Genomic DNA, 14,221 nt, shown 5'->3' with positions numbered 1-14,221 from the left:
TGTTTTGAACCGTGAATATTAGGGATTGATATGGATTATTTAGTTAAAAAACATCTAATGGTTTTGTTATTTTTAATGGCTACAATTATGAGTAGCTTTAATTCTACGGCAACGGCAATTTGGGAAACTGAAGGGTACGGATATGTGTTCGATTTAACAAATCATGTGAAACCACTTGTCTACGATATAAGTGATAATTATTGTATTTTGAATCATTTTTTAACTGATGAAGCGCAAAGAGATAGTGTAGCCATTGATGAAAGAACCAAAAAATTAGATTTTGATAAGTTATTCCCTCTATCTGTCAGAAAACTAGATGTATTACCAAAAACTTGCAGTTCTAAAGAGCTAAATGGTTTTCAAAGCAAAAGTTACGTATTCAATAGTCGTCAGGTAATAAGTGTTGTACTAGACAGCTTTTCTGATCATTACGCATTCACTGAGGAAAAAGAGTTAGACTGGAAGGCATTGAAGTCACAGTGGCTCCAACGTGCTGATAACAATACAACTCCAATTGAACTACAACGAATCATTGACGAATTTCTTGAATATATGCGAGATGGTCACGCGATATTGATTGATGGATCATTAAATAGGTTAAGCCATTACTCACCGAGAAAGTCTGCATCAGAAAAAAGGCTGAAAGAGTACCTTTCTAAAAACTCTGAGTTTTCGGACATTTCACAAGTTTACAGTTATATCTATAGGCAATGGACAAAAAATGTAGAATCCTATTTTTCTACCAACAAACCAGAACAGTATCTAGAAGATAATTATCTTATTGCAAAACTAAAAAGTGGTGCTTCTTACTTTAGGATCGAAAGTTTTGATCAACATGAAACGCTCAAAGTAATGCAAAAAGTTACGCCACAATTTAATCGCTCTAAGGGAGTGATAATAGACCTGAGGGATAGTTCTGGCGGCAGTGATCTAGTCGCTCTTCAAATAATGTCCTACCTTATTGAGAAACCACTTAGAATTGGCACTAAAAGCTTCAAAGTTCCAACTGGCATGAGTGAAAAGATAGATATACTTGTTTCCCCCACGAACGTTAAACCTTTCATTGGTAATATTGTTGTGATTACCAGTCACCTCACTCCAAGCGCTGCTGAGCTGTTTTTAATGGCATTAAAGGCTAGGAATAATGTGACATTCATCGGTGAAAGTAGTTATGGAGCCTTCAGTGATGCGTTGATAAAAGCACTACCAAATGGTTGGGGGATTACGTTATCTAATGAGTTTTATTCCGACAGTGAAGGACAAAGCTTTGAATTTGTAGGAGCTCCTGTGGAACATGCTTTTGAATTTCCTAATATCAAGGATGTTGAGGAGAGTAAAGACTCAGCGTTGGAATATGCGATAAAACTTTTAGATGAATAACTCAATAGAAATAAACTGAAGTAAAGGCGTATTTGTTTAAGTAGAGAACCACTGTATTCATGTACAGTGGTAGCTATATTGGCTATAATATTAGCCAATTAAACAAGGTTAGTATTAATTAAGCTATTTAAATTTAACCGCTGGTGGAATATTAAAAAGAACACATCATACTAAGTTTGATTTAGTATATATCTAAGCAAATGAGTTATATTTTAGGGTACGTAAACAGAGAGCTGCGGGATTAATGGTCAGCTCTCATGGATTTAGTTATAACTAGCCTTAACTAAGGTTTTGCTCAGTTGCTTGCTTTTTATTTTTAACAAATAAGGTAACAGCAACAACAGCACTTAAAATGGAGCAAATAATAAATACGTTATGAATTCCCCCAGGTATATATTCCATAAAAGAGGTAAAAAACTGCCCAGAGAATACCGCCATAGTAAAGTACGATAAGTTACGGCCACGTACTTTTTCTGCGCTGAGCTCTACCGTCATATGGTTTAAAAGCGGGATACTAAAGCCAAAACCTATCCCTATTAATATTGCACCTAAAATTAAAACTAGGGTACTGGGTTGGGTAAAACATAAATACGATAACCCAAACCCTAAAAACGCCAGTGCAAGGACGTTTGTTTCGCCAATTAGCTTGGTTGCTTTTGGCATTACACCCGCCGTAAATACAGCTACTAACGATATAAACGCCAGTAACTGGCCAATTTGAGATTCGTTATAGTCAAGTGCACTCATAGTAATAGGCAATAAAACGGTCGAGGTAAAAAATATAGTCATCGCGAGGGTAGAAACTATATAAACCCCTTTTAATGAAAAAGCGCCAATAACGGTTTTGGTATTTTCAGTTACGTGTTTTTCAACTTGGTTGCTTGCTTTATGTTTGCTTGGAACAAAAAACAAAAGCATGGCTAAAAATACCCAGGCAATTAAATAAAGCGCCAGTGGTAAACCCCAAAACTGTGAAGCTAAATAACCACCTAAAAATAAAAATATTACTCCGCCAAGTTCTATTGCCATACCTTGTTTGGCTATCATGCCTAAGCGAGCTTCACCTTTGTACCAAGTAGAAATTAATACAGTGCAGCCAGCCATCACTATGGCCGTTATCCCACCAAGAATAAATCGGTTAATAAATACAAGCGTTGGACCATATAAAAAGTAGCCGCTTGCACCTACAAGGCCATATAAAAATAACCCGATTATTAAAAGTTTATACGCGCCATATTTATCTATTAACCGCCCAGCAATTGGCGCAAATACAACAGCACCTAACGAAGGTAATGTAATTAAAAGTACAGTGTTATTAGTAATGCCTAAACCGTTTGAAATGCTAACTAGGCCAGGCGCTAAAAGAGTGCCAACCATTATGGTTAAGCTGGCAATACATAATAACGTAAAGCTACCGGCCGCTTTGAGTGAATTCATCGTTTCTCCAATTAATGTAAAAATTAAGCTCTTTTAGCTAGGGCATTAAAAATCCCGCTAATAACTATAAAAATAATACTTATGGCAATTACGCCATTCCATTTGTATAAATCAAATGCTTTTACACCTGCAGCAGACCCAACAGCACCACCAATGTAATAACCGAGCATATAAATGCCGTTTATTCTGCTTTGTGCGCTTGGATCTATACTAAATACCCGTACTTGGTTTGATACCTGCGCGCTAAATACCCCAAAGTCTATGAGTATAATGCCAACTATTAACGCCACTAAACTGCTACCAAATAGTCCTGTAATTACAAAACCTATTGCAATTAAGCTAAGTGATATTGCAATAACGTTTTTAGAACCAAGCTTACTTACAAAGTTACCCGCTAATTTTGCGCCAATAACACCTGCAAGGGCTATAACACCAAATAATCCTGCCTGTTGAGCACTGTAATTAAATGGCTCATTGCTTACATAGATTGCAAGCGTGGCCCAAAGCACATTGAACGATGCAAACCAAAAAGCGCCCGAAAACGTAAACATGCGCAGTTGCTTGTATTGTTTAAATAAACTTAAAGTACTTTTTATAAGCGCTAAGTAACTTAAATTAGCATGTGGTTTATTAACGGGTAAAAATACATAAAGTAGGGCGCCAAACAAGGTGGCTAATAGCGCCGACATATAAAAAACACTTTGCCAGCCAAAGTGCTCACCTAAAAAACCACTCAACGTACGTGAAAGTAATATTCCAAGTGTTAACCCCATCATTAACGTACCCAGTGTTGTGCCTTTGTTTTGAGCGCTCACCATTGAAGCCGCAAAGGGAATGAGTTGCTGCGTAATATTTGCGCCTACGCCTATTAAAAATACGCTTATAAGCAATACGGTTAAATTTGGCGTCACTGCTGCAATGAGTGACGCTGCAACTAACAAACCAGACAAAATAGTGATTAGTTTTCGCCTTGGCAGTGAATCACCAAGGGGCGATATAAATAAAAGCGCAAAGGCGTAACCAAATTGCGTTAGTGCAGGAATACTCCCTAATTGAGCGTCGGTTAAATTAAACGCGACTTTCATTAAAGGCAGTATGGGTTGGTTGTAATATAGGTTTGCAGCGGTTGCTGCAATTGCAGCGGTCATTAGTAATAAAATAAATCGACTTAACTGCTGATTTTGTTCAGGCTTGGTCATAGCTATCTTGCTTTGTTAACTGATGGAGCTATGGTATGAGTTCTTTACCTATAACAAAAATGATATTATTTTATAGAATCTATACAAATATTGTATTTAAGGTGTGTTATGGATATTAAAACATTAAAAAGCTTTGTAAGCGTGGCTAAGTATCAGAGCTTTTCAGAAGCTGCAAAAGAGCTACATACCGTGCAACCTGCAATAAGTAGGCATATTGCACAGCTAGAAAGCGAGCTTGATGTTGTATTGTTTATTCGAAACTCACGCGATGTTGCTATTACCGAAGCGGGTGAACAGTTATTAAAAGATGCAAATGCAATTATTGAGTTAACTCAACAGGCCAAAACAAAAGTTAAGCGTGCTCAAAATGGTCAAATTGGCACGCTCACTATTGCCCATTTAAGTTCTGCGTGTTTGTCGTTTATGGCGTCGCTCGTGCGTAGCTATAAAGAAAAGTATCCACAAGTTCACGTTACACTTATCGAAATGACTGCTACGGAGCAAATAGAGGCTCTTAAAAATGAGCGTATAGATATTGCGTTTTCACGAGCGCTTCCAAGCTCCATTGCCGATGAATTTTTAAGCCACTGTATTTATATTGACTCATTAGTGGCTATTGTTAATCAAAACCATTCTCTTGCTAGTAGTAACAACATTGATTTAGCGCGTCTTAAAGATGAGCAATTTATTATTTTTAATCGCGAAGAGGCACTTGGGCTTTTTGATGAAACCATTTTGCAGTGTAAAAAAGCACAGTTTTCGCCAAACATTATTAGCCAACCTAGGCACATGCAAACATTAGTTACTGAGGTAGCAGCTGGGCTTGGCGTGGCTATTGCGCCTTATTGCGTGCGTAAGTTATACAGTGAAGGGTGTCATTTTATTGCGCTAAACAATGTTAGTACGCAAATACCGGTAGAAATTCAATTTAAAAAAGCAGCGACCAATGCAGCTGTCAATGCATTTGTTGATATAGCACTCAATGCAAGGCAACAAATACAAAAAAGCATGGCATAAAAAAAGCCCAGTTAAAAAGTTAAAAGGGCTAAAAGGGTAGACTTTTAAAGGTAAAAATTAAAACTTATATCTAAATCCAAATGCGATTCCGTCATCTTCCGACTGTTCCATTTGGGCTTGCTGATCTTTATCGTCGCTTTCAAAGTCACTAAAATCTTTACGGGCCTCTACATACGCAATCGTGTCTTCGTCAAATAAATAATGAAGGCCAATAACAGCAAATTGACGTTTAAATACATCGTTCGGATCGGCATTAAAGTTAGGTTGAATTACGTAATCATCACCTGCATCAAATACGTTGTAAGCGATAAAAGGGCGAAAATCGTTATCAAAGCGGTACGATGCAAATGTTTCTACACCTATTGCGTCTTTAATTAAGCGACCAAGGTTATCGGTATCATGATTTTTGTTTTTATTAATATTAGCGGCAACATAAAGACCTTTTTGATCTACGCTGCCCCACATAATGCCTGCACCGTATATTAAATCTTCAACATTTTGTGTAGAGCCATCGCCGTAAGTTAAATCAAACTCACCTCGGTTTACACCGGCTGTAAGCGTTAACATGTCAGTAGGGGTGTAAGTAACCGAGGCACCAAAGGTGTAATTAAACTCAACTTCTTGTGCAGCGCTATCGCCAGTGTTCCACAATGTCTCGCATTCATCTTCAGTTATATCGCTTACATCGCAGGTGTAAAATTCGCTGTTTTTAAGCTGTGCTTGCAGTGTAAAACTGAAGTCGTTGTAGCTGTTACGATATTGAATAAGTTTATCGCCACGGCCAGTGCCGTTTACTGCGCCATCGTCTTTGTTGTAGGTATAAACACCAGCAGCATTACCATCCCATACAAAGCTATTGTTGGTACCATAAACAACGTCGTACCATGCACCCCATTGCTTACCAATGGTAATTTGGCCATATTTTTCGTGCGAAAGGCCGGCATAACCTAAGCGGTTATATAAAAACTCATCTTGAATTGATTCAAAGCGGTTGTTGTAAACAATATCGCTGCTACCTACAGGGTTTACACCCCATTCTACAAGGACAAGTGCCGTCCACTGTTTTTTAAGTTTGCGGGTAAACCCAAAGTTAATACGCGACGTGCCATTTACTACTTCGGTTTCGTTTTGTGTGTTGATTACACGTACATCAAGATATCCGCCCACTTTTACTGTGTTTTTATCATCTTTGTATAATTCAACCGCAGAAACTGTCGGTGCAAATACAATACTTGCGCTGATAAGTGTTGCTAGTTTTTTGCTCATCTTGTGTGTGCCCTGTGTAAATAGTGCGTAGGTAAAAATTCAGGCTCGAAGACTAGCAAAGCAATAAACAGCTCAAAAGTGAAAAATACTCAATAAATTTGAGCGTAAAAATTAATGAATATTCACTTAAGGTTAACGTTGTTTTTTATGTGTTGCTGAGGTTTGTTTTTGCAGTTAACTAATAAGTAAAAAGGGTTATAAAAAAACGGAGGGATAATTTTTTAATTTGAATTATTTTCATGTTGTTTAAAAAACAACGACTAGTGCAAAAGCTCTAAAATGCTTTATTTTCATAAATATAGCCTTTTTATATGATCGCATATACATAAATGAGTTAAATAAACACGCAAACACGTTAAAAGTAATTACTCTAAATTTTAGTACGCATTGTAAAATTGTTTATCGATGAATTTTAATGTACTCAAATTGAATAATAATTAGTAATCCAAAGCGGGTTTATATTGCGAGCCGTTAAGTGCGTGTGCCTTTAAACTTTCATAGAAAAATAGGCCATTTTGGTTTAAACTGCGCGCAATTTAAATACATCCTGTCTCCCTTGGAGGGTAGCGCTATTATTAGTACAGCTAACATCACCATGCAATTTGGTGCTAAACCGTTATTTGAAAATATTTCAGCAAAATTTGGCGAAGGAAACCGTTACGGTTTAATTGGCGCAAATGGTTGTGGTAAATCAACATTTATGAAAATACTCAGTGGTGAACTTGAGCCATCTTCGGGTAACGTAAGCACTGATCCAAATGAGCGTGTTGCTAAACTAAACCAAGACCAGTTTGCTTACGAAGAATACTCTGTAATCGATACTGTGATCATGGGTCACAAAGAGTTATGGGATATTAAACAAGAGCGCGATCGTATTTATTCTTTACCAGAAATGAGTGAAGAAGACGGTATGAAGGTTGCCGACCTTGAAACTGAATTTGCTGAAATGGACGGTTACTCTGCTGAGTCTAAAGCAGGTGAGCTTTTATTAGGTGTTGGTATTGCTACTGAGCAGCATTATGGCCCAATGTCTGAAATTGCACCGGGTTTTAAACTGCGAGTGTTACTTGCACAGGTACTGTTTTCTGACCCAGATATCATGCTACTTGATGAGCCGACAAATAACTTGGATATTTACACTATCAAGTGGTTAGAAGATGTACTTAATCAGCGTGATTGTACTATGATCATCATCTCGCATGACCGTCACTTCTTAAACTCAGTGTGTACGCATATGGCCGATATAGATTACGGTGAATTGCGCATTTACCCAGGCAACTACGACGAATACATGTTTGCAGCAACGCAAGCACGTGAGCGCCTATTAAGCGAAAATGCCAAAAAGAAAAGCCAAATTGCTGAGCTTCAGCAGTTTGTATCGCGTTTCTCGGCTAATGCTTCTAAAGCTAAGCAAGCAACATCGCGTGCTAAGCGTATCGACAAAATACAGTTAGACGAAGTAAAAGCATCTTCTCGTCAAACACCGTTTATTCGTTTTGAACAAGAAAAGCAGTTATTCCGTAACGCGCTAGAAATGACAAGCCTTAGCCAAGGTTTTGAAGACAACACCTTATTCTCAGGCCTTGAAGGTTTAGTAGAAGTAGGTGAGCGCATTGCCATAATTGGTGAAAACGGCGTGGGTAAAACAACCCTACTTAATACACTTTCAGGGCGCTTAGCACCTAAAGGTGGTGAGTATAAATGGTCTGAAAACGCAAATATTGGCTACTACGCGCAAGATCATGCTGACGAATTTGCAACAGACATGAATTTGTTTGAGTGGATGGAGCAATGGCAGCAAGAAGGCGACGACGAGCAAGTTGTTCGTAGTTTCTTAGGACGTATGTTGTTTTCCCAAAACGATATTAAAAAGTCAGTTAAAGTAATATCAGGTGGTGAGCAAGGCCGTATGTTGTTTGGCAAAATTATGATGCATAAACCAAACATATTATTAATGGATGAGCCAACTAACCACATGGATATGGAATCTATCGAGGCGCTTAACTTAGCCCTTGAAGCTTACGAAGGTACGTTATTGTTTGTATCTCACGATCGTCAATTTGTATCATCGGTAGCGACCCGCATATGGGAAGTTAAAGACGGCAAAATTATTGACTTTAGAGGCAATTACGCAGAATACCTAGCGAGTAAAGAAGCGTAAGCTCTTTTAACTCGTAAACTTTAAAAGCCATGTTTAAAACATGGCTTTTTTTGTTTTTGGCACTTTGTATTAGTCGCAATTAATGTGACTTTGGGTATAATACCCGCCTAAAACCGGACATAAGTCCGCTATTTTAAAATACATTACTGAGGAGTATTTATGACTGTTGGCATTATTATGGGTTCTAAATCAGATTGGCCAACCATGGAACACGCAGCACTTATGCTAGAAAAATTTGGCATTGAGTACGAAACCAAAGTGGTATCAGCCCACAGAACTCCTCAATTACTTGCAGATTATGCAAGCTCAGCGGCCGACAGAGGCATTAAAGTAATTATTGCAGGTGCTGGCGGCGCTGCGCATTTACCGGGTATGGCTGCTGCTTTTACATCGCTTCCTGTACTGGGCGTGCCAGTTAAATCTAAAGCGTTAAATGGTGTTGATTCGCTACTTTCTATTTGCCAAATGCCAAAAGGCGTAGCAGTAGGTACATTGGCTATTGGTGAGCCGGGCGCTGCAAATGCTGGTTTATTAGCGGCTCAAATTTTAGGGTGCCAAAACCCAGAGATTTTTGCAAAAATTGAAGCATTTCGTAAAGAACAAACCGACACTATTTTAGCTAATCCAAACCCTGCAGAGTAATAATGACTATTTTAATTTTAGGTGCAGGCCAGCTAGCACGTATGATGAGCTTAGCCGGTGCACCACTTAATTTAAATGTGGTTGCTTACGATGTTGGCACCCAAAAAATTGTTCACCCGTTAACTGGCGAAGTGTATACAACCACGCTTGAACAAGCTATTGAATCAGCTGATGCAATTACCGCTGAATTTGAGCACATTCCAGATGATGTACTCACGCTTTGCTGTAACAGTAATAAGTTTTACCCAGGAAAAGCCGCTATTAAAACCGGTGGTGACCGTGCTCTTGAAAAAGCATTGCTTGATAAAACAAATGTAACCTGTGCGCCGTATCAGCTAATTACCGAAAAAGCGCATTTAGAACTTGCCGTTAAAACCTTAGGTAAGCCACTGGTTATTAAAACATGCCAAGCAGGCTATGACGGAAAAGGGCAATGGCGATTAAAATCTGATGATCAAATAGCACAAATTTGGTCAGAAATGGCTGACTTTATAGCATCAGGCACAGAAGATGCGCCGCATACAATTATTGCTGAAAAAATGATCCCGTTTGATCGTGAAGTTTCTATTATTGGTGCGCGTGATAAACACGGTAATGTCGCTATTTATCCGCTAACTGAAAACGAGCACACCAATGGTGTGTTAACGCTCTCTATTGCGGGTAAAAATAATCATCAGGTTGAACAACAAGCTATAGAGGCATTTACTAAAATAGCGAATGAGCTAAATTATGTAGGTGTGTTAGCCATTGAGTTTTTTGATGTGCAAGGCACATTATTAGTTAATGAAATTGCGCCGCGAGTTCATAACTCAGGGCATTGGACGCAACAAGGTTGTCACTGTTCTCAGTTTGAAAACCATATGCGTGCTGTTGCAGGCCTGCCACTTGGTAATACAGAACTTAAACACATTACAGCGATGATCAACGTGTTAGGCCAGCCAAGTATTCCAAGTGATGTACTTAAAACGGTTGATGTAACGAGCCACTGGTATGGTAAAACAGCTAAGCCAGGTCGTAAAATGGGCCATATTAATGTATCGGCGGTTAATATTGGTGAGCTTGCAGACAAACTTGGCGAACTGACAGAGTATCTACCTGAGCAAGATTATCCTGGTATTTTAAAAGCAGCTGCCAATTTAGTCCTCAGCGAATAGTTATTATACCTTTATATAAATACCGGCTTAAGCCGGTATTTTTTTGTCATAAAAATGGGCTTTGAATATGCAATACTGTTAAAGTCTAATTTTAAATTTGTGAATTAAAACAATGAAACTAAAAACAATATATGGCGTTCTAGCCATTACTTCATTATTTAGCTTAAATGCATTTGCATCGGAATCTCTTCGTATTGCTACCTTTAATGTAAGTATGGATGCAACTAATCACACGCCAAAAGGTGAGCAAATTAAAAGTGATGCATTAGTTAATGCACTTAAAGCCAACCACCAGCAAATTAAAAACATTGCTGAAATTATTCAGCGTGTACGCCCAGACATTATTTTACTCAACGAATTTGACTACATACCTAAAGAGCAGGGCGTTGAGTATTTTAAAAAACATTATTTAAACGTTAGCCAAAATAATCAGCAAGCTATTGATTTCCCATACAGTTTCATAGCCCCCGTAAATACAGGGTTAGCCACTCATTTTGATTTAGATAACGATGGTAAAAGTACTGGCATAATGGCTGATGCACAAGGCTTTGGATTTTTTGAAGGTCATTATGGCATGGCTGTGTTGTCTAAATATCCTATCGATTTTGATAAAGTAAGAACGCTGCAAACCTTTAAATATAAAGACATGCCAGACGCTCAAATGCCAACAGATTCTAAAACAGGTGAGAACTGGTATAACAAAAACGAGTGGCAAGCACTTAGGCTAAGCTCTAAATCGTTTTGGGATTTACCTATTAACGTAAATGATAAAACCATTCATGTTATTGCATCTCACCCAACACCGCCTGTATTTGATGGTGACGAGGACCGAAATGGTAAGCGTAATCACGATGAAGTAAGGCTAATTGGTGATTACGTTTCAAATGCCAAGTATATTTACGATGATAAAGGCGAAAAGGGCGGTTTAAAAACTTACTCTCGTTTTGTTATTTTAGGCGATTTAAATGCTGCACCAGAGGGCGATAAAGCACGTACAAATACCACCGATCAACTACTTAAAAACCCGCTTATTAACGCTCAATTTGTTCCAAAAAGTGAAGGCGCTAAAGAGCAGTATGATGCGCCTTATGCACAAAATTACAGTGCTAATTGGCAAGCGCGTGTTGATTACGTACTACCGTCAAATTATGGCTTAAAAGTTAAAGACGGTGGCGTGTTTTGGCCAACTAAAACCAGCGATGAATATCGTTTAATTAAAGACAGAAACGCTTCAAGCGATCATCGACTGGTGTGGCTTGATTTAATAGTTGAATAGCGTCCACTAAATAAAGGGGCGCTAGTAAACTGAGCTTTACCCTGTTTAATGGCTATTTATCTTAAAAAATTGCAATAGCTTGAGTGCTTCTGCTTAAATACGGCTTAATTATAATAACCGTATAGAAGCACTATGATTTTTAATCTTTCTTCATCTAAAACGTTAGTGGCATTGGCCGTCGCCTCAAGTGTTATGCTTGCCGGCTGTAGTGCAACTGCTAATACTTCCTCTTCACAGCAAAGCGCTTTGCCAGCAACTAAAGTTGCTGCGGTTGTAAACACACCAGCAGATATCGGCTCGCAAAATATAACGCTTGAGCAAGCAATGGCCGATCCTGATTGGATGGGTAACAAGCCTGAAAATGCCTATTGGGCAGCTGATTCTTCTACTATTATCTATGCTCAAAAACAGCAAGGTAGTACGCTTCGCGATGTATATAGCCAATCAGTTACAAGTCAAACAGCGCAGCAAGTAGCGCTTAATAAATTACATACGGTTGGGTCATCAAAAGCTGTTTATTCAAAAAATAAAACGCTTGCTGCTTACACTTTTAAAGGCAATGTATTTGTTAAAAACCTAAAAACGGGTGAACTTAAACAAATTACAGCCACGTCAGCTAGCGAATCTAAGCCCCAGTTTTTAAATAATGGTGATTTAGTTTACCGCCAAGGTAATGTGTTTTTTAAGGTTGATTTAAAAACAGGTTTAACTACTGAGCTTGCTAACTTAAAACTTGCTGATGAGCCTAAAGGCATTGAAGAGCCAAGCACCTATATTGCTAAAGAGCAGCATAAACTGATCAAATTTGTGGCGCTTCAACAAAAAAATAAAAAAGATAAGCAAGCACGTAATGAACAAATTAATGAACAAAACGATTCAATTGCTAATACGGCTTACTACTTAGGTGACGGTAATAAAGTTGCAGAGGCTCAGCTTTCGCCAAATGGTGATGTGTTATTAGTTGTTGTACAAAAACAAACTGATTGGCGTGGTGACGGCGATATTATGCCAAATTACATCACTGATGATGCAACCATTGAGCCTAAAAAAGCACGCCGTCGAGTAGCTGATGCTAAAGAAGAAACCTCAAAGCTTGTCTATATAAATTTAGCTGATAAAGAGCAAACATCACTTAGTTTTAATACTTTACCGGGTTTTGATGAAGACGTTTTAGAAAAAGTTAAAAAAGAAAATTATGCACGTGATGGCAAAACATATAAATCTGAAAAAACACCACGTGGTATTAATTTAATTATGGACTGGGGTTTTGAGCAAAGCCCAATAGTGTGGAACGATGATGGCTCGCAAGTCGCTATTATGCTTGAAGCATGGGATAACAAAGACCGCTGGATAGCAACGGTAGACTTTGAAAGTAATAAACTTGTATCGCAACACCGCTTGCATGATGACGCGTGGATTGCTTACGCATTTAATAACTTTGGCTGGCTACATAATTCAAATACGCTTTATTACCTTTCAGAAGAATCTGGCTACAGCCAGCTTTATAAAAAGCCATTAAATGGTAAAGCAAAGGCGCTAACACAAGGTAAATTTGAAGTATCAAACTTAACGCTAACAAGTGACAACAGCGCAATTTACTATAAAGCTAATGTTGAACACCCGGGCCTTTATGAAATTTATCGTGTTGATCCACAAACAGGTAATAATGAGCAAGTTACCGATTTAAACGGTATGACTGATTACACGCTAAGCCCAGATGAGAGCAAGTTACTTCTAAATCACTCTACCATAATGAAACCAACAGAATTGTACGTTGCAGATGCTAAGGCAAATACTACTGCTACGCAGTTAACACATACAGTTTCTGATGAGTTTTTAGCTAAAAAGCTAACCGCACCTAAAATTGTTGCTGTACCATCGAGCCATACTGATCAACCTATTTATGCAAAAGTGTATTACCCAAGTGATTACGTAGAAGGCGAAACGGGTAAAACACGTAAAGCGGTTATTTTTAATCACGGAGCTGGGTATTTACAAAACTCTCATATGGGTTTTTCAGTGTATTTTCGTGAGTTTATGTTTCATTCGTTACTTGCTGATGAAGGCTACATAGTAATGGACATGGATTACCGTGCATCTAAAGGGTATGGCCGTGATTGGCGTACTGCTATTTATCGTCAAATGGGCACACCAGAAACACAAGATTTAGCCGATGGTGTTAAATGGATGGCGCAAAATGCGAACGTTGATACCAAAGCGGTAGGTACATATGGCGGGTCATACGGCGGCTTTATGACCTTTATGGCATTGTTTACAGCACCTGAGTTGTTTCAATCGGGTGCGGCGCTTCGCCCAGTTACCGATTGGGCACATTACAACACAGGTTACACAGCGAATATTTTGAATCACCCGGATGTAGACCCTATTGCTTATGAGCGAAGCTCACCAATTTACTACGCAGAGGGATTAAACAAACGCTTGTTGATTAACGCCCCTATGGTTGATGATAACGTGTTTTTTCAAGACTCAGTGCGTTTAGTACAACGCTTAATTGAGCTTAAAAAACAAAACTTTGAAACAGCTATTTTCCCAGTTGAACCGCATGGTTTTGTGCAGCCTTCTAGCTGGTTAGATGAATACCGCCGCATTCATAAGCTATTTAAAGAAACGCTTTAATCTTAAATTTTTAAATTGAAGTATAAAAAACGCCGCGTTAACTAACGCGGCG

General features: G+C 38.5%; 10 protein-coding genes. 7 read left to right on the top strand and 3 right to left on the bottom strand.

Annotation, left to right across the window (positions count from 1 at the left end; all coding sequences use genetic code 11):
* Positions 1-30 precede the first annotated feature (30 nt).
* Positions 31-1,380 (top strand): S41 family peptidase, encoded by a 1,350-nt coding sequence (locus tag CWC11_RS08390; protein ID WP_138682322.1) that lies wholly within the window; start codon positions 31-33, stop codon positions 1,378-1,380.
* 279 nt (positions 1,381-1,659) lie between these two features.
* Here the strand turns inward: CWC11_RS08390 and CWC11_RS08385 are convergent, their stop codons facing one another.
* Together CWC11_RS08385 and CWC11_RS08380 are read right to left on the bottom strand one after the other, a co-directional pair.
* Positions 1,660-2,817 (bottom strand): MFS transporter, encoded by a 1,158-nt coding sequence (locus CWC11_RS08385; RefSeq protein ID WP_138682321.1) that lies wholly within the window; start codon positions 2,815-2,817, stop codon positions 1,660-1,662.
* A 23-nt stretch (positions 2,818-2,840) separates the two neighbouring features.
* Positions 2,841-4,016 (bottom strand): MFS transporter, encoded by a 1,176-nt coding sequence (locus CWC11_RS08380; protein WP_138682320.1) that lies wholly within the window; start codon positions 4,014-4,016, stop codon positions 2,841-2,843.
* A gap of 108 nt (positions 4,017-4,124) precedes the next feature.
* On the opposite strand from CWC11_RS08380, the gene CWC11_RS08375 reads away from it, so the two are divergent.
* Positions 4,125-5,033 carry a LysR family transcriptional regulator gene (locus CWC11_RS08375; RefSeq protein ID WP_138682319.1) on the top strand — a complete coding sequence of 303 codons (909 nt, stop codon included), beginning with the start codon at positions 4,125-4,127 and terminating at the stop codon, positions 5,031-5,033.
* Positions 5,034-5,090: 57 nt separating this feature from the next.
* Here the strand turns inward: CWC11_RS08375 and CWC11_RS08370 are convergent, their stop codons facing one another.
* Positions 5,091-6,299: a porin gene (locus CWC11_RS08370; protein WP_138682318.1), complete on the bottom strand. Its 1,209-nt coding sequence runs from the start codon at positions 6,297-6,299 to the stop codon at positions 5,091-5,093.
* 571 nt (positions 6,300-6,870) lie between these two features.
* Here CWC11_RS08370 and CWC11_RS08365 point away from each other — a divergent pair.
* From CWC11_RS08365 to CWC11_RS08345, 5 genes are all read left to right on the top strand, one after another.
* Positions 6,871-8,460: an ABC-F family ATPase gene (locus CWC11_RS08365; protein ID WP_104643645.1), complete on the top strand. Its 1,590-nt coding sequence runs from the start codon at positions 6,871-6,873 to the stop codon at positions 8,458-8,460.
* Positions 8,461-8,619: 159 nt separating this feature from the next.
* Complete coding sequence (gene purE, locus CWC11_RS08360; protein ID WP_058550060.1) at positions 8,620-9,102, top strand: 5-(carboxyamino)imidazole ribonucleotide mutase; 483 nt, start codon at positions 8,620-8,622, stop codon at positions 9,100-9,102.
* Positions 9,103-9,104: 2 nt separating this feature from the next.
* Positions 9,105-10,256, top strand: coding sequence for a 5-(carboxyamino)imidazole ribonucleotide synthase (locus CWC11_RS08355; protein WP_138682317.1), 1,152 nt, complete (start codon positions 9,105-9,107; stop codon positions 10,254-10,256).
* A gap of 112 nt (positions 10,257-10,368) precedes the next feature.
* Positions 10,369-11,532 (top strand): endonuclease/exonuclease/phosphatase family protein, encoded by a 1,164-nt coding sequence (locus CWC11_RS08350; RefSeq protein ID WP_138682316.1) that lies wholly within the window; start codon positions 10,369-10,371, stop codon positions 11,530-11,532.
* 132 nt (positions 11,533-11,664) lie between these two features.
* The gene (locus CWC11_RS08345; RefSeq protein ID WP_138682315.1) at positions 11,665-14,169 is read left to right on the top strand and encodes a S9 family peptidase; all 2,505 of its coding nucleotides are present in this window, start codon (positions 11,665-11,667) and stop codon (positions 14,167-14,169) included.
* Positions 14,170-14,221: the final 52 nt, after the last annotated feature.

Source organism: Pseudoalteromonas sp. S3178, from assembly GCF_005886985.1.
Taxonomy (GTDB): Bacteria; Pseudomonadota; Gammaproteobacteria; order Enterobacterales; family Alteromonadaceae; genus Pseudoalteromonas; species Pseudoalteromonas carrageenovora.
This window is presented reverse-complemented; position numbering and strand designations above follow the sequence as displayed.